This is a genomic window from Pseudomonas nitroreducens (assembly GCF_014204515.1).
Taxonomy (GTDB): Bacteria; Pseudomonadota; Gammaproteobacteria; order Pseudomonadales; family Pseudomonadaceae; genus Pseudomonas; species Pseudomonas nitritireducens_A.
Genome location: NZ_JACHLI010000039.1, coordinates 1 through 21,280 on the forward strand (window position 1 = coordinate 1; position 21,280 = coordinate 21,280).

Here is a 21,280-nt window from a genome sequence, read left to right on the forward strand (position 1 = left end):
CTTGAACTACCGATCCCCAAGGGAATTTCGGCGGCGCAAACAGGCAGCAAAATTAGCGTGAGTCCCTGTACTCAGATGCGGGGAGCAGACCACCTTCTTAGTCAGGTCACTGACACCTACTATCGCGTTCGTCGGGGTAGCAGTCTGGGCTGCGGTAAGTGTTATGAAGTGTGCATTGGGAAACTCAAGTGGAAGAGTAACCGCAGCATTGCCATTCGCGGCAGTAACAGCCCCCCCCCATTGCAAAATCAGCCCACTGGGCAACACCTGATAGCCAGAGCCGCCCAATAGAGACTTGAACACCCCTCTCGATTGGCTTTGGCTGCTGGTTCCGCCGGACGCCAGCCATACGTCGCTTACAACACTCTTGGTGAGCTCCAGACTGTCACCTGGTCCAACTTTGATGGTGGTACCGTCACCGTTAAACCGATCACCTGCACTGACGCTCATATTCGCTGTGTAGTTGCTGATGTTCATGAACCGCAGAACAGTCCCAGCTACACAGGACGACCCAGCTGGCAGTTGAATAGACGCGTCACTTGCAACCATCTGGAACACCATCAGCTTGTTCGCATGGTTAGCATTCAGGCTTGTGTTGCTGCTGACGACTACAACATCGGAAAAGGACGCTCCATTGGCCCTCACGAATGCAGTTGTTGCGACACTGTTGTTGGCGGAGAACAACGCTGGTGTGGGCGCCGTCGGATTTCCAGTCAACACAGGAGAGCTCCGGGGAGCCAATGGCGCAATCGCGGCCTGAACGAACGCAGTGGTGGCCAACTGCGTGGAGTTCACTCCAGCCGCCGCCGTCGGCGCAGTGGGCACGCCAGTGAACGCTGGGCTGTCGGTTACCGCAATATCCTTCCAGGCAGACCAGATCGGCGCAGTTGCCGTCGCGCTCCCGGTACAACTACGCCAGCCGCTGCGGCCACTATTGGTGTCCTGCACACACTGGATCGCCTGGAACACTCCCGCCTGTTCGCCACTGCGAATCCAGAACTGCACCGTCAGGGTCGGCGAGTACCCTGCCGGAATGCCAGTGGTCGTCGCAATGCTGCGATAGATACCCGTCGCCACGTTGGTGCAGTCATCCAGCGATGCATTGGGCCAGTTGAGCTGATAAGTGGTGCTGCCAATGCCGAACAGAGCCATGGCCGCGCGAACGAACGCAGTCGTTGCAACGCTCGCGTCACTGGATGCGGCAGCCGGCGTTGGCGCCGTGGGAACACCGGTGAAGGCGGGCGACTGCAGCCGCGCCAGCCCATTGGTAATGTTCTGGAAGCTCAGCGCCGTGGTGCCCAGGACGATCGCGCCATCGGTCACCAGTTGCCAGATGCTGTCGGCCTGGGAGGTGCCGCTTTCCACCACCACCGTCAGGCCCGGCGTGACTTCGCTGTTCTCGTCGGCATCGGCGGAGCGCTTCCAGGCGCTGGTCGCGGCGACATAGATGCCATTGTCGGCGGCGTTGCTCTGGTTCTTCACCAGTACGCGGTCACCGGCCAGCAGCGCAATCCCGTCCAGGGTCTGCAGGCCGCTGAGGGTGATGCTCGCGGTGGTGGCAACCCGCACCGACTGCTTGCAGTCCAGGCGGTTCATCGCACTGACGATGGCGCTGTCGACATACTCGCGGGTCGCCAGCACCACACTCGGATCGATCTTCAGCTCCACCGACGCGGCATTGCTGACGATCAGCACGATGCGCACGGTCTGGGTGCGGCCGCTGCCTTCGGCCAGTTGCGGTTTATAGGACGGCGCGCAGTTGGCGTAGGCGATCAACGCACCGGCTTCGTCGTACAGGCCCATCTCGCGGATCCACCAGCCGCCCACGTCTTCGGGGATGACCTGTTCGGCGATGATCTGCGCGCTGTTCGCCGGGTCGATGCTCAGGCGGTTGAGCGGCGCGCGGCGGACTTCGTTGACCAGCTGGGTGCGGCTGGCGTCGGGGGTCGGCACGTTGCCGCCGCCGTCGCCGAGTGCGAGCTGGGTGATTTTCAGGGTGGTGCCCAGCGCGGTGGCATTCGCCAGCTTGCCGGCACCGATCGTGGTGAGAAGTGCGTAGTAGGTTACTGCCATGGGTAGACACTCAAGCTATCGATGGTGTGTTCCCGGCCCGGCAAGCCGTGGCTGCCGATCGCTTCGATCACGTCCGGGAGGTAGGGGTAGACGGTGACGATGTCGCCGTCGTATTGCCCGGAGCCGACGGTGATCCGCCCCTGGGATTCCAGGCTGATATCCAGCCCGATGAGGTGCCGTGTGAGCGGCTTGGCGTCTTCGATCAGACGCTCCACCTCCTGGTACATCTCTTCGCTGATGCCGCTGTCGAGCACGCCGATGCGCAGGCGGAAGGTGCCCGGTTCGCCCATGGGCGAGCCCTGCCACCACTCGATGATCTCGATCAGGTAGCCCAGCGGTTCGATCACCCGCCGCAGCGCGGCGATGGTTCCCTTGTGCTGGTGGATGCGGAACGCCGCGGCCACCGCCTTGCGCTTCACGCCTTCGCTCCAGGCCGGGTCCCAGCGGTCCACCGACCAGGCCCAGGCGAGGTACGGCAGCAGGGCCACCGGGCAGCGCTGCGGGTCCATCAGCTCACGCAGCGGTACCGGCAGGTCGGCTACCTGCACGTCCGCCAGCGCGCGCTCCAGCGGCGTCGAGTTGAGCGGCAGCAGGCGGCTACTCATCCGAACCTCCCACGCGGATCTGATAGCCGCTGCAGTACGCCGCCTGGGTGGCATCGAGCACCACGTCGGCCGCCGGCTTGGCCAGTTCGACGCGCTGCACGCCTTCCACATGCAGTGCGGCGAACAGCGCGCTGCGGCGGATGTCGCGGCCGATGCGCCGCTGCGTGGCGATGTAGCTCTGCAGCGAAGCCTCGGTGGCCTGTTGGATCAGCTCGGCTTCCGGACCCGGATAGATGTAGAGCACGGCGTCGACCTGGTAGGGCACGATCGCCGCGGACTGCACGGTGAGGCGATCGCCCACCGGGCGTACGTCTTCATCGTTGAGCGCCTTGCGTACCGCCTCCAGCAGGTCCGCCGCAGCCGCGCCGTTGCCCTCGGAGGACAGCACGCTGACCAGTGCTTCGCACGGTGCCGGACTGATCGCCGAGACATCGGCGATTCGCCCATCGGCGCCGAGCGCGAAAGCCACATAGGCGTTGCGCGGGCCGGCCACCGAGAGCTGGTCGAAGGCCAGCTGGGTGCGGTTGCGCAGCGAGTCATCGCCCTCCAGCACGGCGGGAGTCGGCGGCGAGGTGGTCGCGTCCGCTTCCTGGATCACCAGGCGCTTGACGTTGTAGCCGGCGGCCAGTTGATCGAGGTCGCCCTGGGTCGCGTAGCCGAGCATCACGGCGCGGGCGGCATCGTTGATCCGGGCACGCAGCAGCAGCTCGCGGTAGGCCGCCAGCTCCAGCAGCTTGACCACCGGATCGGACTCCAGCGCCGCAGTCCAGCCCTCGCCCATGGCGCTGCGGAAGTCCGTCAGCAATTCCCCGTAGAGCGTCTCGTAGTCGAGGTTTTCCACCACCTCGGGAGCGGGAAGCTGGGACAGGTCGATCAGGCTCATGCCGCCACCTCCAGTCCGATCTCATCGCCCAGGTAAACACCGCGCAGGCGCAGCGAAACGCAGCCGGCGACCACCGCCGTCACCTGCACCGAACTCAGCCGCAGGCGCGGCTCCCAGCGGCCGATAGCGCGGGCCACTTCGGCCTGCACCGCGCCCTTCCAGCCTTCGGTCACCGGCAGGTCGACCATGCGCCGCAGGCGGCTGCCGTATTCGGGGCGCATGCGCCGGCTACCCAGCGGGGTGCCGAGGATGTCCTCGATGGATTGCTTCAGGTGCGCCAGCGCGCTCAGCGGCTGGCCGTTGCGTCGATCCATGCCGATCATGGCCGCGCCCTCCGTCGCTCAGGGTGCGCACGGGATAGATTGCCCATGGCAGGTCTCCAGAAATGCAAAGGCCCGCGCGAGGCGGGCCTGGGTGGGAAGTCGAAGTGACTTCAGTGAGTGTGGTGATTGCTGTTGCCGGCGGTGTCCATGATCGACCCGGTGCTGCTGATGTTGCCGTTCACCGTCAGCGCGCCTTTGATGCTCACCGGGCCAGTCAATTGAATGCTCGCGGCCGTGACGCTGACCGCGCCGGGGTCGATCACCACCTGGGTGCCGCCGACCTTCACCGTCGCAGTGCCGGCCGGCATCTGCAGGTCGTAGCGATGCGCCTGCCAGTCATAGCTGAGCACCGCGCCATCAGGAAAATGCCAGCTCTCGACTTCGCCGCGATTGTTCGGCGGCGCCGAGGCGGCACCGAACAGCCCCGGCACGAAGGTTCCCATGGCCGCCATGCCGGACGGGCTGAGCAGCACGCCCTGCTCGCCCAGGCTCGGCGCCCGCCAGTGCCGCGCAACGCCGGCGGCCTGGGCATGCCAACGCACCCAGGCGCTGGTCCATTCGCCGGAGCGCACGCGCACCCGCGCTGCGGCCAGGTCCACCGCCACCACTTCGCAGGGCATGACCAGGGCGGCGAGCATGCGGTCGTGTTCGGCACTCACGTAGTCCTGGTTCATGGCAGGGCTCCCGGATCGAAGTAATCGTCTTCATGGCCCGGCCCGGTCTGCGGGTCGAAGCCCAGCATGAGGCTGCCCGATGGCTGGTCTTCCCAGGGCCACTCGGTATCGCCCAGCAACACCGGTTGCTGCCATTCCACCAACCACACACGGCAGGCTGCGAGCGCCGGATTGTCGAGCTCCGGCTGCGCCTGGATGAAGCTCACCGGCTCCAGTTCCAGCTCCCAGTTCTGCGCTCGCAGCAGCACTGCCAGTGCTGCGACATTGCGCAGCGCCAGCGCTTCCGCTGCGGCGTCATCGCGCGCCACCAGGATGCGTGCCTGCAACCGGCAGATCAGCGCAGTCTGGCCGTTGCCGGGGTCCTTGCCGGGGAGCAGGCCGGCGTATTCCAGCGCCAGTGCGGGCAGCGTCGCCGGGACCTGTTTGAGCGGGCCGCGCAGGAAGGTTCCGATATCGCTCAATCGAGCAGTCAGCGCTTGCTCCACCGCATCGAGCAGCAGCGCCAGGGTCAAAGGTTGTTCAGACATTTCGTCTCCTTGCAGCTTCACTCCTGCCCGCGCTCGTTCGGCGGCAGTTCGCAGACACCCAGGCGTTTGGCCGCCCAGCGTTCATAAAGGCCGACGGCGATCTCCGCGCCGGCCGCCGCGGTCAGGCTGCCGATGGCCGCGGCCAGGGTCAGCGAGGCGTTGCAGGACATGGCGAGGAACATCACCGCCATGCCGCAGACGATGGAGGCGCCGGAGCGCAACGCCAGCCGTCGCAGCAAGCGCCAGCCGCCCAGGCCCGCCTTGTCGGCGCGCCACATTTCACCGCTGATGCCGCCCGCGACGGCGAGCAGGATCAGCCCCCATAAAGGCACATCGGCCAGGGTCTGAGGTTCGTTGCCCATTGGCTCACCTTGGATAAAGACGCCCGCGAACGGGCGAAACCGGCGGCTATCAGCCAACCGGGGATGACTGCCGGCGTGCTCGCCAGCCACCCGCCACGAGGGCGGATCGAAAAAACGCGGGCATGAAAAAGCCCGGCTCAATGGCCGGGCTTTTCGGTGTTTCGCGTTGTGCTCCCTGGGGACGCACCTTTACAAGAATGACTACTTTTTACCCCTCGATTCCCGCCGGAACAAGGCTTCTCGAGGAATGCGCTGCAATACACAGATGACACACCGCAATGCACTGTCGAAATGCCGAAATCCGATGTCGGAAACTTCAGAGAGGCTTGCTCATCAGCACGGTAGTAAAGCCGCTGTGCCACTCCTCATCGGGGTAGAAATCGATCTCCACATAGCCCTGCTTGCCATAGAAGGCGCGGGCCTGCTGGTTGAAGGTGTCGGTCTCCAGGCGGACGCGCACATGGCCCGCGGCGGCGATGGCAGCTTCGGCGTGACACAGCAGAGCCGCACCGATGCCCAGGCGTTGATGACGAGGAGATACATGCAGCGCATCGATAAAGTCGTCACGCCAGTCGAGCAGGCCGACAACCTCGCCCGCGATGCAGGCAACCGAGAAATGCGCCAGGCGCTCGCGCACATAAATGGCGGTATGCGCGGAGGACTCGAAGCGCGCGATGGCCTCGGAGCTCAGTGCGGGCTTCCAGGTGGCTTCGTAGGTTTCGCCGAGGATGCGCAGGATGGCATCGGCGTCGGCGGGTTCGGCGTCGCGAATCAGGAGTGGTGTCGTCATGGGCCGCGAGCATAGCGCAACGGCACCCGCGAAAAGCGCGAAGCCCGGCGCAGGGCCGGGCTTCGTAGGCAGAGTGGAAAAGATCAGGCGACGCGGCGCATCAGCCGCGACTGGATGCTCTGGTGCGCCACATGCAGTCGCAGGTAGAAGGTGTTGCGGCTGCAGCGGCAGTGCCGGTATTTCTGCGAGGCCTCGCTGTCGCGGTTGAGGTAGTGCTCGGTGACCACGTCCCTCTGCTCGTCGGGCAGGTGGTTGATGATCAGGTCCAGCTCCGCGACACGGTCGAGCAGCACCTTGCTGCCCCGTGTGCCGCGAATCATCTCGCCCTTGTTGGCCATCATCATCGCCATCAGGTTGCCGCCGGCGTAGCCGCCACCGGCACTGCCAGGATTGTGCATCTCTTCGGCCCAGAGCTTGAGCATCTCGTCGATGGGTTTGATCACGGCGTTTCTCCCAGGGCGGCTCAGTGCCGCCGCTCCAGTTCGTCCAGGGCCTGGCAATCGATGCAGCGGGTGCAGCCTGGCGCGGCCAGGCGGCGCGCTGGCGGAATGTCGTCGCCGCAGTCCTCGCAGAATTCGGCGGAGCTGATCGCCCTCGAAGCGCGGCGGCTGTGCAGCATTTCCTCGATGCGCTCCAGCATCAGGTCGTTGGCGTAGTCGGCGATATCAGCCACGGCGCACCTCCAGGTCAGCGGAAATCGAGCGCGGCGCTTTGCAGCAATGGGATTGGTTCATGAAAGTCCTCCTGGCGACCTGCCCTCCGTGGTCGCCGAGCCTTCGGCCGCCTGCTGGTGGTCAGTCGCGATCTGTTCGTCGCGGATGCCCAGCCGTGTGGCGGCATCCCTTGCCGGTGCGCGAGCGGCGCCTCCCTGGCCCGCCCGCGTCCTCCAGCCTGCTGTGCAGGCAACCCGCGGCCTCCTTGCCGCGGTGGGTGGGAGGCCATCGCCGCCCTTCAGCCGAGCCGGGTTTCATCTGTCCGGTCGGCTGCTGGCTTTTATAATTACAACTATAGCTATATTTAATCAACACCAAAGCTATTTACAGCCTACAACCCAGGAGGTAGAGTGCCGGCATGGACAAATCACCTTCATCGACGCTGGCCGACCGTCTGAAACAGGCGATGGCCTCGCGCAATCTCAAGCAGGAAACCCTGGCCGAAGCCGCCGGGGTTTCGCAGAACACCATCCACAAGCTGACCTCGGGGAAAGCGCAGAGCACCCGCAAGCTGATCGAGATCGCCAGCGCGCTGGGGGTCTCGCCGACCTGGCTGGCCACCGGCGACGGCACGCCGACACCGGGCGCCAGCGCACCCGCGCCGCGCCCCGCCGATGGCAGCCCGCTGCGACTGGAACCGCTGCACCCATGGGATAGCGACACACCGCTGGACGAGGACGAAGTGGAACTACGCCTGTACAAGGAAGTGGAACTGGCGGCCGGTGCCGGGCGCACTGCGGTGCGCGAGATAGAGGGGCGCAAGCTGCGTTTTTCGTACGCCACACTGCGCGCCGCGGGGGTCGATCCGGCCGCGGCGATCTGCGCCCAGCTCACCGGCAACAGCATGGAGCCGCTGATCATGGATGGCTCCACCATCGGCATCGACACGGCCACCACGCACATCACCGACGGCGAGATCTACGCCCTGGAGCACGAGGGCATGCTGCGGGTGAAGTTCGTCTATCGCCTGCCCGGTGGCGGCATCCGTCTGCGCAGCTTCAACCGCGACGAATACCCCGACGAGGAGTACCCGCCGGAGCAGTTCGACAGCGGGCAGATCCGCATGATCGGCTGGGTCTTCTGGTGGTCCACGGTGCGCCATCGCCGGGCGCCTACCCTGGTGCGCTGAATCCTACGCAGCAGGAAAACCCCGCTTCGGCGGGGTTTTCTTTGCCTGGCGATTGAAGAGAAATACAACTTTTGCTATATTTACTTCTGTCGCCACCACCATCGGAACAGGAGAGTCCCATGCAGTCGACCATCGATATTCGCCCCGCCCCGCGCCCGGAGACGGTGAGCCTGGTCTATCAGATCTTCGGGGATGTCCTGGTGCCGCTGGAGCAGGTGCGCGAGCGCTGGTTCCGCAACCTGAACCGGGAGAACTTCAGCAAGGCGCTGTCCTGCGGGCGCATCGCCCTGCCGGTGACCACGCTGGATGACAGCCACAAGGCGATGCAGTACGTCGCGGTGGATCACCTGGCGGCCTATGTGGAAGAGCGCTCGCAACAGGCGGATGCCGCCTTGGCCAAGCGCAAGGCGAACCTGCAGGTGGTGGAGGCGCGGCAGGCGGGGTGATTTCACTGCTGAGCGTGTAGGAGCGAGCTTGCTCGCGAACGGAGTTTCGCCGGGTGTTGCGTTGCTGGGCGGGTTCGCGAGCAAGCTCGCTCCTACGAAAAGCGGTCTCCCCTGGCGACTTCTGCGCGGGGTTTGCCCTCACCCCAGCCCTCTCCCAGAGGGAGAGGGGGCTATCGGTGCCCGCTGATGCTTTGGTTTCATCCTGCGTCGAACAGTGCCCTCCTCGCCAGAGGAGCGAGGCGCGCAGCCAGAGGGCTTTTGATCTGGTAGGAGCGGACCCGGTGATAACGGCCAATAAAAAGCCCCGCCGAAGCGGGGCTTTTTCATCGAGCAGGAAACCACTCAGTCACGGCCATGCACCTTGGCGGTGTGTTCGGCCAGCGCCACCGCACGGAACATCGCGCGGCGCTTGTTGATGGTTTCTTCCCACTCCGCCGCCGGCAACGAGTCGGCGACGATGCCGCCGCCGGCCTGGACGTGGAGTTCGCCGTTCTTGATCACCGCGGTGCGGATGGCGATGGCGGTGTCCATGTTGCCGTTCCAGGCGAGGTAGCCCACGGCGCCGCCGTAGATGCCGCGCTTGACCGGCTCCAGCTCGTCGATGATCTCCATGGCGCGGATCTTCGGCGCACCGGAGAGGGTGCCGGCCGGCAGGATGGCGCGCAGGGCGTCCATGGCCGACAGTTCCGGCTTGAGCTGGCCGTTCACGTTGGAAACGATGTGCATGACGTTGGAGTAGCGCTCGATCACCATCCGCTCGGTAACCTTCACCGTACCGGTGTCGGACACGCGGCCGACGTCATTGCGGCCCAGGTCGATGAGCATCAGGTGCTCGGCGATTTCCTTGGCGTCGGACAGCAGGTCTTCTTCCAGCGCGCGGTCGGCTTCCTCGGTCGCACCACGCGGGCGGGTGCCGGCGATGGGGCGCACGGTGACTTCGCCATCCTCGACGCGCACCAGCACTTCCGGCGAACTGCCGACAACGTGGAAGTCGCCGAAGTTGAAGAAGTACATGTAGGGCGTCGGGTTGAAGCAGCGCAGCGCACGGTACAGGTCGATGGGCGCGGCGGCGAAGTCGATGGACATGCGCTGCGACGGCACCACCTGCATGCAATCGCCAGCGAGGATGTATTCCTTCACGGTATCGACGGCGCGCTCGTAGTCCTCGCGGGTGAAGCTGGCGCGGAACTGCGGTTCCGGGGCGTTCACCGCGCTGAAGTCCAGACCGCGGCGCGGAGTGATCGGCTGGCGCAGGCGCTCCAGCAGCTCGTCCAGTTGCGCCAGGCCCTGGTCGTAGGCGTCGGCCTGGGCCGGGTCGGCGAGGACGATCGCATGCATCTTGCCGGCGAGGTTGTCGAACACGACGACCGCGTCGGAGACCATCAGCAGGATATCGGGATTGTTCAGCGGATCGGGGTTCGGGCACTGCGCCAGGCGCTGCTCGACGTAGCGCACGCAGTCATAGCCGAAGTAGCCGACCAGCCCGCCGTTGAAGCGCGGCAGGCCGGCGATGGTCGGCACCCGGTAGCGCTCCTTGAACTCCTCGACGAACGCCAGCGGATCGGCGCATTCGAAGCTCTCGGTTTCGACGCCGTCGACCTTGATGCTCGCCTGGTGGCCATACACGCGCAGCACGGTGCGGCTGGGCAGGCCGATGATCGAGTAGCGGCCCCACTTCTCGCCGCCCTGCACGGATTCGAGCAGGTAGGTGTTCGCACCGTCGGCGAGCTTCAGGTAGATCGACAGCGGGGTGTCGAAGTCGGCAAGGGTTTCGCAGGTCAGCGGAATGCGGTTGTAGCCTTCGGCGGCCAGGCGCTGGAATTCTTCGCGGGTCATGATCAGCCTCGTGGAATGAGGAGGTAACGGACTTGGGTGCACACACGCGCCGGGCGTACCGGCCAAAGGATGTCAGGCGCGCCAGCGCCAGCGGGCCAGGGCCTTGATGACTTTCATCCAGAGGGTGTGGGGAGCCGTTTCCACGGTGCTGTCTCGCTGAGCGGGGTTGGAGCGGGAGTCGGGCAACACTATCGCGTTGCCAGGGCCGAAGCAAGGCAGCAGATCGTACAGGTTGTCCAGCACCAGCGACGGGCTTTCCTCGGTGATCGGGCGGCCGTGGTTGTAGCCGTAGGTCAGGCCGACGCTGCGCACACCGGCGGCCTTGGCGGCGAGGATATCGTTGCGCGAGTCGCCGACGAACAGCGCCTCTTCGGCCGACACGCCGGCCATCTTCATCACGAACAGCAGCGCGGCCGGGTCGGGCTTCTGCTGCGGCAGGGTGTCGCCGCCGATGATCCAGCGGAAGAACTTGCCCAGCTTCATCTCGTCCAGCAGCGGTGCGACGAAGCGCTCGGGCTTGTTGGTGATCAGCGCCAGCTCGACGCCGCGCTTCTTCAGCCATTTCAGGGTATCGATGACGCCGGGGTAGACCACGGTGAGTTCGTGGCTGTCGGCGTAGGCGTCCATGAACAGTTCCAGGGCGCGCTCGGTGTCTTCCTCGCTGACGCCTTCGTGCTCGATGTCATTGGCCAGGGCGCGGCGCACCAGTACCCGCGCGCCGTTGCCGACCCAGTGACGCACGGCATCCAGGCCGGCCGGCTGGCGCCCCAGCGCCAGCAGCATCTTGTCCACCGCGGCGGCGAGATCCGGGACCGAATCCACCAGGGTGCCGTCCAGATCGAACATCACCAGACGCGGCAGCCCGGCGAACGGCAGTTGTGCAGCACTCATCACTTGCGCGCCTGCGCCAGCTCAGCGTGCATGGCGCGGATGACCTCGGAGTAGTCCGGTGCATTGAAGATGGCGGAACCGGCGACGAAGGTGTCGGCGCCCGCTGCGGCGATCTCGCGGATGTTCTTCACGTTGACCCCGCCGTCGATCTCCAGGCGGATGTCGCGGCCGGAGGCGTCGATCAGCGCGCGGGCTTCGCGCAGCTTGTCGAGGGTGCCGGGGATGAACTTCTGCCCGCCGAAGCCGGGGTTCACGCTCATCAGCAGGACCATGTCGATCTTGTCCATCACGTACTTGAGCGCGTCCAGCGAGGTGGCCGGGTTGAACACCAGGCCGGCCTTGCAGCCGCCGTCCTTGATCAGTTGCAGGGAGCGGTCGATGTGCTGCGAGGCTTCCGGGTGGAAGGTGATGTAGGTGGCGCCGGCTTCGATGAAGTCGCCGATGATGCGGTCCACCGGGGAGACCATCAGGTGCACGTCGATGGGCGCGGTGACGCCGTATTTGCGCAGCGCCGTGCAGACCATCGGGCCGATGGTCAGGTTCGGCACGTAGTGGTTGTCCATCACATCGAAGTGGACGATGTCGGCACCGGCAGCGAGCACCTTGTCCACATCCTCGCCCAGGCGGGCGAAGTCGGCGGAAAGGATCGACGGAGCGATGGCGTAGGGTTGCATGGCGCACCTCTGTGGGCGGAAATCACGGATGGCGCGCATTGTAGCCGCTGGAGCGGCCCGAAGGGGATTCGACCGATAGCCGAGGCGAAAAGTGCAGGAGGGAGCGGAAAAACGCTGAATGGTCAGGCAGACAGCCGGGCAAAAAAAATCGCGGCTCGGTCCCGCCCCTGTGGGTGAGCACAGGGACGGAGCCGTCCGCGAAACACTGTGAATCAGGAAGTCGGTGCGGTACGCAGTTTCTCGCTGCGGCCTCGCAGCCACTCGAGGGTCAGCAGGAGCAGGACGGAGAAGCCGATCAGCAGGGTCGCCGCGGCGGCGATGGTCGGGCTGAGGTTCTCGCGGATGCCGCTGAACATCTGGCGCGGCAGGGTGGCCTGCTCGGGGCCGGCGAGGAACAGGGTCACCACCACTTCGTCAAACGACGTGGCGAAGGCGAACAGCGCGCCGGAGATCACCCCGGGAGCGATCAGCGGCAGGGTGACCTTGAAGAAGGTCAGCACCGGCGGCGCACCCAGGCTGGCGGCGGCGCGCACCAGGTTGTAGTTGAAGCCCTGCAGGGTCGCCGACACGGTGATGATAACGAAGGGCACACCGAGCACCGCGTGGACGATGATCAGCGAGATGTAGCTGTTGCCCAGGCCCAGCGGCGCGAAGAACAGGTAGCTGGCGACACCGATGATCACCACCGGCACCACCATCGGCGAGATCACCAGACTCATGATCAGCGCCTTGCCGCGGAAGTCGCCGCGGGTCAGGCCGATCGATGCCAGGGTGCCGAAGACCATCGCCAGCACCGTGGCCGCCGGGGCGACGATGATGCTGTTGGTCAGCGCGCGCATCCACTCGGCGGAGTTGAAGAAGTCGGCGTACCAGCGCAGGGAGAAGCCCTGCAGCGGGTAGACCAGGAAGGTGCCGGAGTTGAACGACAGCGGCACGATGACCAGTACCGGCAGCACCAGGAACAGCAGGATCAGGCCGCAGAGGATGCGCAGGGTGTAGAACCACACGCGCTCGACCGGGGACATGTACGGGCTCAGCATCTTCTTGTTCTCCTCATCAGCCCAGGCGCAGGCGGCTTGCGCCCACCAGCCAGCCGTAGATCACGTAGAGCACCAGGGTGGCGAACAGCAGCAGGCCGCCCAGGGCCGTGGCCATGCCCCAGTTGATGGTGGTGTTGGTGTAGAAGGCGACGAAGTAGCTGACCATCTGGTCGTTCGGGCTGCCCAGCAGCGCCGGGGTGATGTAGTAGCCGATCGACAGGATGAACACCAGCAGGCAACCGGCGCCGACACCGGCCACGGTTTGCGGGAAGTAGACCTTCCAGAAGCTGGTGAACGGATGGCAGCCCAGCGAGATCGCGGCGCGCATGTAGCTGGGGGAGATGCCCTTCATCACGCTGTAGATCGGCAGGATCATGAACGGCAGCATGATGTGGACCATCGAGATGTACACGCCGGTGCGGTTGAACACCAGCTGCAGCGGCTGGTCGATCAGGCCCATCTTCAGCAGGGCGCCGTTGATCAGGCCGCCCGACTGCAACAGCACGATCCACGCGGCGACGCGCACCAGGATCGAGGTCCAGAACGGCAGCAGCACCATGATCATCAGCAGGTTGGACTTGCGGGTCGGCAGGATCGCCAGCAGGTAGGCCAGCGGGTAGGCCAGCGCCAGGCAGATCAGGGTGATCACTGCGCCCATCCAGAAGGTGCGGGCGAAGATGTCCAGGTAGATCGACTGGTCGGGCGTGGCGCGGGCGATTTCGCCCAGGTCATCGATGCGGTGATCGAGCGCCGCCAGCAGGTAATACGGCGTGATGGAGCTGGCGTTGCGGCGGATCGCCTGCCAGTAGGCCGGATCGCCCCAGCGCTCGTCCAGTGCCTCCATGGCGTCCTTGTACGACGCCGGCTGCTCCTTGAACGGCAGCGCGCGGGCGGTCTTGGAGAGCAGGCTGCGGTAGCCGGCCAGCTCCATGTTCAGGCGCTTGGAGAGGTCACCGATGGTCTGGTTCTTGCGCGCGGCGACCAGGTCGTCGCTCAGCGCTTTATAGACGTCGTCCGAGGGCAGCGACTTGCCGTCCCAGGAGGCGATGGCATTGACGGTCAGCGGCATCGCACCGACGACCTCGGGGTTGTTCACGCTCTTGTAGAGCAGTGCCGCGATGGGCACGAGGAAGGTCAGCAGGAGGAAGACCAGCAGGGGCAGGACCAGCGCCTGGGACTTCAGGCGGTTCATCCGCTCCGCGCGCGCCAGGCGCTGCTTGAGGGTGGGGCCGGCGACCTCGTTCATCGACACAGCGGTGGCCATAGCGAACTCCGGTAAAACGGGCCGCCCAAGGGCGGCCAAGGTGTGGTGTCAGGAGGAGCCGCCGCGAGGGGGCGGCGGCCCCGGTCCGCCACGGTCCGGGAGGCCGTGGCGGTATGGCACTGCGAGAGTCGTCGACAAAACTGAGCGAAGCGCTTCTGGCTGGACGCCTGGCCGCAGACAGTACCTGTCAGTACGGCAAGGCCAGGCAACAACGCCAGAACAGTTTTGCCGGCGACTCTTACTTGGCAGCCCAGGCGTTGAAGCGCTGTTCCAGCTGCTCGCCGTAGTCCGCCCAGAAGGTCACGTCCATACCCACCTGGTTCTCCATGTTTTCCGGAGTGGTCGGCATGTCCTTGAGCAGCTCCTTGCTCAGCAGCGGTACGGCGTTCTTGTTGACCGGGCCGTAGGCGATGTTCTCGGAGTAGGTCTTCTGCTGCTCGGGCTGGACCGAGAAGGCGATGAACTTCAGGCTCTCGTCGACCTTCTTGGCGCCCTTGGGGATGGCCCAGGCGTCGAAGTCGTAGATGCCGCCGTTCCAGACGATCTTCAGGTTGCTCTCTTTCTGCACGGCGGCGATGCGGCCGTTGTAGGCGGAGCTCATGACCACGTCACCCGAAGCGAGGTACTGCGGCGGCTGGGCGCCGGCTTCCCACCACTGGATGTTCGGCTTGATCTGGTCGAGTTTCTTGAAGGCGCGATCCTGACCCTCTTTGGTGGCCAGCACCTTGTAGACGTCCTTGGGCGCAACGCCGTCGGCCATCAGGGCGAATTCCAGGGTGTACTTGGCGCCCTTGCGCAGGCCGCGCTTGCCGGGGAATTTGCTGGTGTCCCAGAAATCGGCCCAGCTGGTCGGTGCGGTCTTCAGCTTGTCGGCGTTGTAGGCCAACACGGTGGACCAGACGAAGAAGCCGACGCCGCAGTTGCTCACGGCACCCGGCACGTAATCTTCAGCCTTGCCGAGGATGGCCGGGTCGATGGTTTCGAACAGGCCTTCGTCACAGCCGCGGGCCAGTTCCGGCGACTCGACTTCCACCAGGTCCCAGGAGACGCTGTTGGTGTCGACCATGGCCTTCACCTTGGCCATCTCGCCGTTGTATTCGCCGGCGACGATCTTGTTGCCGGTGCTCTTTTCGTAGGGGCCGTAGAACGCCTTCACCTGGGCGTTCTTGTTGGCGCCGCCGAAGGACACCACGGTCAGGTCGGTGGCGGCCATGGACTGGGCCGCGAAGGCCACGCCCAGGGTCAGCGCCGCGAGTTTGAGCCCCGATGCTTTCAAGGACTTCGACATTATTGTTGTCTCCACAGTGTGCAGGTTTGTTTTTCTTGGATGCGTCCGGGAGTGGCCGGGGCGCTGTTACGCCGCGGACAGCGGGTCGAGCGCGCGGACGTGCTCGACTTCCCAGCCCAGCGGAACCACGTCGCCAACGCTGAGCGCAGGGTCGAGCTCGGCAATCGGCTGTTTGACGAAGAAATCGGTACGGCCGCAGACCTCCAGGCGGATGCGCACGTGGTCACCCAGGTAGATGAACTCGGCGACGCGGCCGGAGAAGCGGTTCACGCAGTTTTCGCTGTGGCCGTTCAGGCGCACGCGCTCGGGGCGGATCGACAGGCTGACGGTGTCGCCGACGTTGCCGACGTTGACCGCCAGCGCCTCGACCTTCTCGCCACGGGCCAGGCCCACGGTGCAGCGCTCGCCATCGCGAGCCTGGAGCTGGCCGGCGATGCGGTTGTTCTCGCCGATGAAGTTGGCGACGAAGGAGTTGCGCGGGTGCTCGTAGAGCTCGGCCGGCGGGGCGATCTGCTGGATCTCGCCCTGGTGGAACACGGCCACGCGGTCGGACATGGTCAGCGCTTCGCCCTGGTCGTGGGTCACGTAGACCACGGTCACGCCCAGGCGCTGGTGGATGTGCTTGATCTCCATCTGCATGTGCTCGCGCAGCTGCTTGTCGAGCGCACCCAGGGGTTCGTCCATCAGCACCAGTTGCGGTTCGAACACCAGCGCGCGGGCCAGGGCCACACGCTGCTGCTGGCCGCCGGAGAGCTGGGCGGGATAGCGACCGGCGAAGGTGTCGAGCTGGACCATCGACAGCGCGCGCTTCACCCGCTCGGTCACGTCGGTCTTGCTCATGCCGCGCACGGAGAGCGGGAAGGCCAGGTTCTCGGCCACCGTCATGTGCGGGAACAGCGCATAGTTCTGGAACACCATGCCGATGTCGCGCTTGTGCGGGGGGACGTTGTTGATGGCCCGGCCGGCGAGCTGGATTTCACCGGCGGTGGGGGTTTCGAAACCGGCCAGCATCATCAGGCTGGTGGTCTTGCCGGAACCGGACGGCCCCAGCAGCGTCAGGAATTCGCCTTTGCGAATGTCCAGATTGAGGTCCTTCACGATGAGGGATTCGCCGTCGTAGCTCTTCTGCACGCCACGGAAACTCACCAGCACATCGTTTGCCTGATTCTCGGCCATCACCGCACCTTTGTTTTTTTGTTAATGCCGTTGATCTCAAGCCTAGAGAAGCCAGGACGACGCGCAAATCGGGCGGTATGAGAGATTGCTATAAGGCTTAGAGAGGATGCTTTGTAGGGATCGCCCTACAAAAAGTGGCGAACTGACATGTAGGGCCCGCCGCAGGCGCAGCGGGCCCCGGCACGCTGCTTCAGCGCTTGGCCCAGGCCTGGAAGCGCTTCTCCAGGGCATCGCCGTGCGCGCTCCAGAACGCCACGTCCATGCCCACCGCGTGGGCGATGTTCTGCGGCGCGGTGGGCAGGTTGGCGGCGACGTCCGGCGCCAGCAGTTCCACCGCCTTGCGGTTGGTCGGACCGTAGGCGATATGCTCGGCGAAGGTCTTCTGCTGCTGCGGCTGGCTGGCGAAATTGACGAACTGCTCGGCCAGCTCCTTCTTGAACACGCCCGAGGGCAGTGCCCAGAAATCGAAGTCGTAGATACCGCCGGCCCAGACCATGCGGAAGCCCTTCTGCTCGGCCTGGGCGGCGGCGATCCGGCCGTTGTAGGCGGAGCTCATCACCACGGTGCCGTCGGCCAGGTCGCGCACCGGGTCCTGGCCGGACTTCCACCAGTTGATGTTCGGCTTCAGCTCGTCGAGCTTGCGGAAGGCGCGGTCGACGCCCTCGTCGGTGGCCAGCACCTTGTAGACGTCCTTGGGCGCGACGCCGTCGGCCATCAGGGCGAACTCCAGGCTGTACTTGGCGCCCCAGCGCAGGCCGCGCTTGCCGGGGAATTTCTTCGTGTCCCAGAAGTCCGCCCAGCTGCTTGGCGTGCCCTGCAGCTTGCTCTGGTTGTAGGCCAGCAGCGTGGTCCAGACGAAGATGCCGACGCCGCACGGCTGCACCGCGCCGGGTACGAAATCGGCGGTGTTGCCCAGGGTCTTGGGATCGAGCTTCATGAACAGCCCTTCCTCGCAGCCGCGGGCGAGTTCGGGGGCCTCGACTTCCACCACGTCCCAGGACACATGGCTGATTTCCACCATGCGCTTGAGCTTGGCCAGGTCGCCGTTGTAGGAGCCGTGGACGACGGCGTTGCCGGTCACTTCCTTGAACGGTTTGTAGAAGGCTGCCTCCTGGGCTTCCTTGTTGGCGCCACCGAAGGAAATCACCGTGACGTAGTCCGCCAGCGCCGGCATCGCGACGCTCCCCAGCAGGCCGAACAGCAGCCCTCCCCTTACCGCTCGCAACATCTTCTTCTCCTTGTTATCACGACGTACTGCATGAAGCGGGCAATGATTCCCTGCTCCACGCCCGCTAGATAGACGGCCTGTTACAGAAATCGGACACGTCGCACAGAGTGAAGGGAAAATTCAGCGAGCCATCTGCCGCAGATCAAACCGCCAGCGCAGGGGCGTCAAACGAGCTTGTGCTCCATGGCGTAACGCACCAGGTCCGCCACCGAGTTGGCGCCCAGCTTCTGCATCAGCCGCGCCTTGTGGGTGCTGATGGTCTTGCTGCTGACCGCCAGGTGCTGGGCGATCTCGTTGACGCCCTCGCCCTGCACCAGGCGCTCGAACACCGAGAACTCGCGCTCGGAGAGCAGCGCGTGGGGCGGCCGGGAATCGGTCAGGCCGACTTCGAAGACCATGCGGTCGGCCAGATCGGGGTCGATGTAGCGCCCGCCGCTGGCGACCTTGCGGATCGCCGTGAGCAGCAGCGCCGGGTCGCTGTCCTTGGTGGCATAGCCGGCGGCGCCGACCTTCAGCGCGCGGGCGACCATCTGCACTTCGTCGTGCATCGACAGCATGAGGATGGCCGGCGGATTGTTCAGCGCACGGATCCGCGGGATGGCTTCCAGGCCGTTGACGCCGGGCATCGAGATGTCCAGCAGGACCACTTCGCACGGCGTCTGGCGCAGGGTTTCGAGCAGCTGCTCGCCATTGGTGGCCTCGCCCACCACCTGCAGGTCCTTGGCCATGCCGATCAGCTGCTTGATGCCCTCGCGCACGATCGTATGGTCTTCCGCCACCAGCACTCGAATCACCGGCCTACTCCTGTTCGTTGTCTTTTATGGTTCTTGTATGTCGACGTCCAGCGGCACGCGGATCGTCAGCGTGGCGCCCTCCCCGGGCTGGCTGTCGATCTGCAGGGTGCCGCCGAGCATCAGCACGCGCTCGCGCATCCCGACCAGGCCGAAAGACACACTCTGCCGTGAAGCATGCGGGTCGAAGCCCAGGCCGTCGTCGCTGATGCGCAGGCACAATTCCTCGCCCTCGACGCTCAATTGCAGCTCCACAGTATGCGCCTGGGCGTGACGCATCACGTTGGTAAGCGCCTCCTGGAGGATGCGGAACAGGCCGATGGCCTTGGCGTCCGCCAGCTCCGGGGGATTCTCCGGCACCTGCACCAGACAGGGAATCTGCGTACGCGACTCGAAGCGCCGCGCCTGCCATTCCACCGCCGAGCCGATGCCGGCATCGAGGATCGGCGGGCGCAGCGCCGTGGCCACATCACGCACCAGCTGGAACAGCTGGGCGATCAGGCGCTTCATGTTGTCCAAGCGCTCGCGCAGCCCGGTGTCGGAGTCGCCATAGGCCAGTTCGCACATCGAGGTTTCCAGCTTGAGCACGGTGAGCACCTGGCCCAGTTCATCGTGCACTTCGCGGGCGATGCGCGCCTTCTCCTCCTCCCGCACGCTCTCCAGGTGCGCCGACAGCTCGCGCAGCTGCGCACGGGAATCCTGCAGTTCCAGCTCGATCAGCTTGTGCTCGGTGATGTCCCAGACCACGCCGTCCCAGGCCGGCCGACCGTCGTCGAGGGTACGCACCGTGGCCTTGATGTCGACCCAGCGCGGCTCGTGGGTGCGGGTGAGGATGCGCCCCTGCCACAACCAGTTGCAGTGACCTTCCACCGCCTCCAGCTGGCTGGCCAGGTAGCCCTCGCGCTCGGCCGGATGAACCAGGCCCATGATGCCCAGGCCGCTCTCGCGCAGGTAACCCGGCGAGTAGCCCAGCGAGGTCTCGCTGCCACCGGTGATGAAGCTGATGTAGGCGAAATCGGAGTCGTCATCGGGGGCGTTGGGCTCCAGGCGGAATACCAGACCCGGCACGTTGGCGGCGATGCCCTGCAGGCGCGCCTCGCTCTCTTCCAGCGCGGCGCGGGCGCGGCGGCGCTCGGTGACGTCATTGATGAACACCAGCAGGTATTCCGAATCACCGAAGCGCAGGAAGCTCAGCGAGACGTCCGCCGGCAGCCATTGGCCGTCGGCACGCAGGCACTGCGTCTCGAAACTCAGCGGCGCCTCGTCGGCGTTGCGCGCACGGCGCCAGAGGTTGAGCCAGCGGTCCATGTTCAGGCTCGGTTCGAGGTCCGACAGCGGGCGATCCACCACCGCTCCCGGCGCGTAGCCGAGCATGTCCTCGGCGGCGCGGTTGGCGTAGCGCACGTGGCTGTCCCAGTTGACCCAGAGGATGCCGACGGTGCTGCTGTCGATGGCGAACTGGGTCAGGCGCAGGGCCTGCTCCGCCGACTGGCGCAGCTCGATATCGCGCCGCGCGGCCAGCAGGCGCGACTCCAGGCTGCGCTGCTGGCGGCGCTGCAGCAACAGCGTGGCCACAGCGAACAACAGCAACAGGCCGAGCAGGATGCACAGGTTCTGCCAGAAGCCGGGAGAGGAGCCCAGGCGTGGGTAGGTCGGTTGCAGCCAGCGCTCATGCAGCTGGTCGAGGTCCTTGGCCGGCACCGCGCGCAGCGCCACGTCGATGATCCCGGCCAGTTCCGGCAGGCCACGGCGGGTGGCCACCCGCAGCAGTTGCGGGTAGCCGATGTCGGCGACTACCCACAGGCCGGTGAATTCGGTCTCACGGGTCAGGCGCGCCAGCTGGGCCTCGTCGATCACCGCGTAATTCGCCTCGCGGCCCAGCACCTTGCGCAGCACCTCGCGGTCGCTGTCGACGATCTGCAGGCTCAGCCCCGAATAGGTGCTGCGCAGGTAATCCACCACCGGGCCGGGCCCGCGAACCGACACGGTTTCGGCGCTGCCCAGGCTGTCCAGCTCGACCGAGGTGCCGCTGCGGCGATCGCCCACCACCAGGCGCGGCACGCGCAGGTAAGGGTCGGAGAACAGCCAGTCGCGCAGGGTCGAGGGCGTCTGGCTGACGCCGGGAGCGAGGTCCACCTCGCCGGCGCGCACGGCCCGCTCCAGGGCGGCCTGGTCCGGGTAGGTGCGCCACTCCAGGCTGACCTGCATGGCCTTGGCCAGCCACTCCAGCAGCTCGACGTTGGCCCCGGACAGTTGCTGCAGGCGGCGGTCCTGCTGCACATAGGGCGCTTCCAGCACCGCGCCGACGCGCAGCTGCGGGTGCTCCGCGAGCCAGGCGCGCTGGGCCTCATCCAGCGCCAGTGGCGGCGCGGCGGATTCCGCCATGGCCACCAGCGGCAGGCAGCAGAGCCAGGCCAGGCAGGCTTTCCAGAACAGACGACTCATGCCCACGGCACCATGGATTTCACCCGGATCAAAGCAAATGGCCGGCATACCTTACAGCAACCCCGGTTGAACCCGGCAGGCCCGCTGCCTGACAAAGCAAAGACAAGCCGCTAGGCTGGCCG

The 21,280-nt window shown here is 65.6% G+C and carries 22 protein-coding genes; 2 read left to right on the forward strand and 20 right to left on the reverse strand.

Features of this window, described 5'->3' with window-relative positions:
- Window positions 1-6: 6 nt before the first annotated feature.
- From HNP46_RS36275 to HNP46_RS30940, 10 genes are all read right to left on the reverse strand, one after another.
- Complete coding sequence (locus tag HNP46_RS36275) at window positions 7-2,073, reverse strand: phage tail protein (RefSeq protein WP_184596743.1); 2,067 nt, start codon at window positions 2,071-2,073, stop codon at window positions 7-9.
- On the reverse strand, window positions 2,064-2,678 hold the full coding sequence (locus HNP46_RS30900; RefSeq protein WP_184596745.1) for a phage tail protein I: 615 nt from the start codon (window positions 2,676-2,678) through the stop codon (window positions 2,064-2,066). Before HNP46_RS30900 ends, HNP46_RS36275 begins: the two co-directional genes overlap by 10 nt.
- Window positions 2,671-3,561, reverse strand: coding sequence for a baseplate assembly protein (locus HNP46_RS30905; RefSeq protein ID WP_184596747.1), 891 nt, complete (start codon window positions 3,559-3,561; stop codon window positions 2,671-2,673). The genes HNP46_RS30900 and HNP46_RS30905 overlap by 8 nt, the downstream gene beginning before the upstream one ends.
- Window positions 3,558-3,884: a GPW/gp25 family protein gene (locus HNP46_RS30910; RefSeq protein WP_184596749.1), complete on the reverse strand. Its 327-nt coding sequence runs from the start codon at window positions 3,882-3,884 to the stop codon at window positions 3,558-3,560. Before HNP46_RS30910 ends, HNP46_RS30905 begins: the two co-directional genes overlap by 4 nt.
- A 110-nt stretch (window positions 3,885-3,994) precedes the next feature.
- Window positions 3,995-4,558 carry a phage baseplate assembly protein V gene (locus HNP46_RS30915; protein ID WP_184596751.1) on the reverse strand — a complete coding sequence of 188 codons (564 nt, stop codon included), beginning with the start codon at window positions 4,556-4,558 and terminating at the stop codon, window positions 3,995-3,997.
- Entirely contained in the window at window positions 4,555-5,085 is a 531-nt protein-coding gene (locus HNP46_RS30920; RefSeq protein ID WP_184596752.1) for a hypothetical protein, read from the reverse strand. Before HNP46_RS30920 ends, HNP46_RS30915 begins: the two co-directional genes overlap by 4 nt.
- Window positions 5,086-5,102: 17 nt before the next feature.
- Complete coding sequence (locus tag HNP46_RS30925; protein ID WP_184596754.1) at window positions 5,103-5,447, reverse strand: phage holin family protein; 345 nt, start codon at window positions 5,445-5,447, stop codon at window positions 5,103-5,105.
- A gap of 316 nt (window positions 5,448-5,763) precedes the next feature.
- Window positions 5,764-6,237 (reverse strand): GNAT family N-acetyltransferase, encoded by a 474-nt coding sequence (locus HNP46_RS30930; protein ID WP_184596756.1) that lies wholly within the window; start codon window positions 6,235-6,237, stop codon window positions 5,764-5,766.
- Between the two features lie 83 nt (window positions 6,238-6,320).
- The gene (locus HNP46_RS30935; protein WP_184596759.1) at window positions 6,321-6,680 is read right to left on the reverse strand and encodes a hypothetical protein; all 360 of its coding nucleotides are present in this window, start codon (window positions 6,678-6,680) and stop codon (window positions 6,321-6,323) included.
- A gap of 20 nt (window positions 6,681-6,700) precedes the next feature.
- Window positions 6,701-6,910: a TraR/DksA C4-type zinc finger protein gene (locus HNP46_RS30940; protein WP_184596762.1), complete on the reverse strand. Its 210-nt coding sequence runs from the start codon at window positions 6,908-6,910 to the stop codon at window positions 6,701-6,703.
- Between the two features lie 398 nt (window positions 6,911-7,308).
- Here HNP46_RS30940 and HNP46_RS30945 point away from each other — a divergent pair, with 398 nt between their 5' ends.
- Together HNP46_RS30945 and HNP46_RS30950 are read left to right on the forward strand one after the other, a co-directional pair.
- Window positions 7,309-8,079 (forward strand): XRE family transcriptional regulator, encoded by a 771-nt coding sequence (locus HNP46_RS30945; RefSeq protein ID WP_184596764.1) that lies wholly within the window; start codon window positions 7,309-7,311, stop codon window positions 8,077-8,079.
- A gap of 119 nt (window positions 8,080-8,198) precedes the next feature.
- A complete protein-coding gene (locus HNP46_RS30950) occupies window positions 8,199-8,525 on the forward strand; it encodes a pyocin activator PrtN family protein (protein ID WP_184596766.1) in 327 nt (108 codons plus the stop codon).
- A 342-nt stretch (window positions 8,526-8,867) separates the two neighbouring features.
- Here the strand turns inward: HNP46_RS30950 and trpE are convergent, their stop codons facing one another.
- The 10 genes from trpE to HNP46_RS31000 form a co-directional block, all read right to left on the reverse strand.
- Complete coding sequence (trpE, locus tag HNP46_RS30955) at window positions 8,868-10,361, reverse strand: anthranilate synthase component I (protein WP_184596768.1); 1,494 nt, start codon at window positions 10,359-10,361, stop codon at window positions 8,868-8,870.
- Between the two features lie 72 nt (window positions 10,362-10,433).
- Window positions 10,434-11,252 carry a phosphoglycolate phosphatase gene (locus HNP46_RS30960; RefSeq protein WP_184596769.1) on the reverse strand — a complete coding sequence of 273 codons (819 nt, stop codon included), beginning with the start codon at window positions 11,250-11,252 and terminating at the stop codon, window positions 10,434-10,436.
- Window positions 11,252-11,926, reverse strand: coding sequence for a ribulose-phosphate 3-epimerase (gene rpe / locus HNP46_RS30965; protein ID WP_184596771.1), 675 nt, complete (start codon window positions 11,924-11,926; stop codon window positions 11,252-11,254). Before rpe ends, HNP46_RS30960 begins: the two co-directional genes overlap by 1 nt.
- Before the next feature lie 212 nt (window positions 11,927-12,138).
- Window positions 12,139-12,966 carry an ABC transporter permease gene (locus tag HNP46_RS30970; protein ID WP_054908041.1) on the reverse strand — a complete coding sequence of 276 codons (828 nt, stop codon included), beginning with the start codon at window positions 12,964-12,966 and terminating at the stop codon, window positions 12,139-12,141.
- Between the two features lie 16 nt (window positions 12,967-12,982).
- Window positions 12,983-14,230, reverse strand: a complete 1,248-nt coding sequence (locus HNP46_RS30975) for an ABC transporter permease (protein ID WP_184596773.1) — start codon at window positions 14,228-14,230, stop codon at window positions 12,983-12,985.
- Between the two features lie 238 nt (window positions 14,231-14,468).
- Complete coding sequence (locus HNP46_RS30980) at window positions 14,469-15,518, reverse strand: ABC transporter substrate-binding protein (RefSeq protein WP_184596775.1); 1,050 nt, start codon at window positions 15,516-15,518, stop codon at window positions 14,469-14,471.
- A gap of 66 nt (window positions 15,519-15,584) precedes the next feature.
- Window positions 15,585-16,694: an ABC transporter ATP-binding protein gene (locus HNP46_RS30985; protein WP_184596777.1), complete on the reverse strand. Its 1,110-nt coding sequence runs from the start codon at window positions 16,692-16,694 to the stop codon at window positions 15,585-15,587.
- Between the two features lie 190 nt (window positions 16,695-16,884).
- Window positions 16,885-17,922, reverse strand: a complete 1,038-nt coding sequence (locus tag HNP46_RS30990; protein ID WP_184596779.1) for an ABC transporter substrate-binding protein — start codon at window positions 17,920-17,922, stop codon at window positions 16,885-16,887.
- A 164-nt stretch (window positions 17,923-18,086) separates the two neighbouring features.
- A complete protein-coding gene (locus HNP46_RS30995) occupies window positions 18,087-18,716 on the reverse strand; it encodes a response regulator (RefSeq protein ID WP_184596781.1) in 630 nt (209 codons plus the stop codon).
- A 24-nt stretch (window positions 18,717-18,740) separates the two neighbouring features.
- Window positions 18,741-21,158, reverse strand: coding sequence for a PAS domain-containing sensor histidine kinase (locus HNP46_RS31000; RefSeq protein ID WP_184596782.1), 2,418 nt, complete (start codon window positions 21,156-21,158; stop codon window positions 18,741-18,743).
- Between the last annotated feature and the right edge of the window lie 122 nt (window positions 21,159-21,280).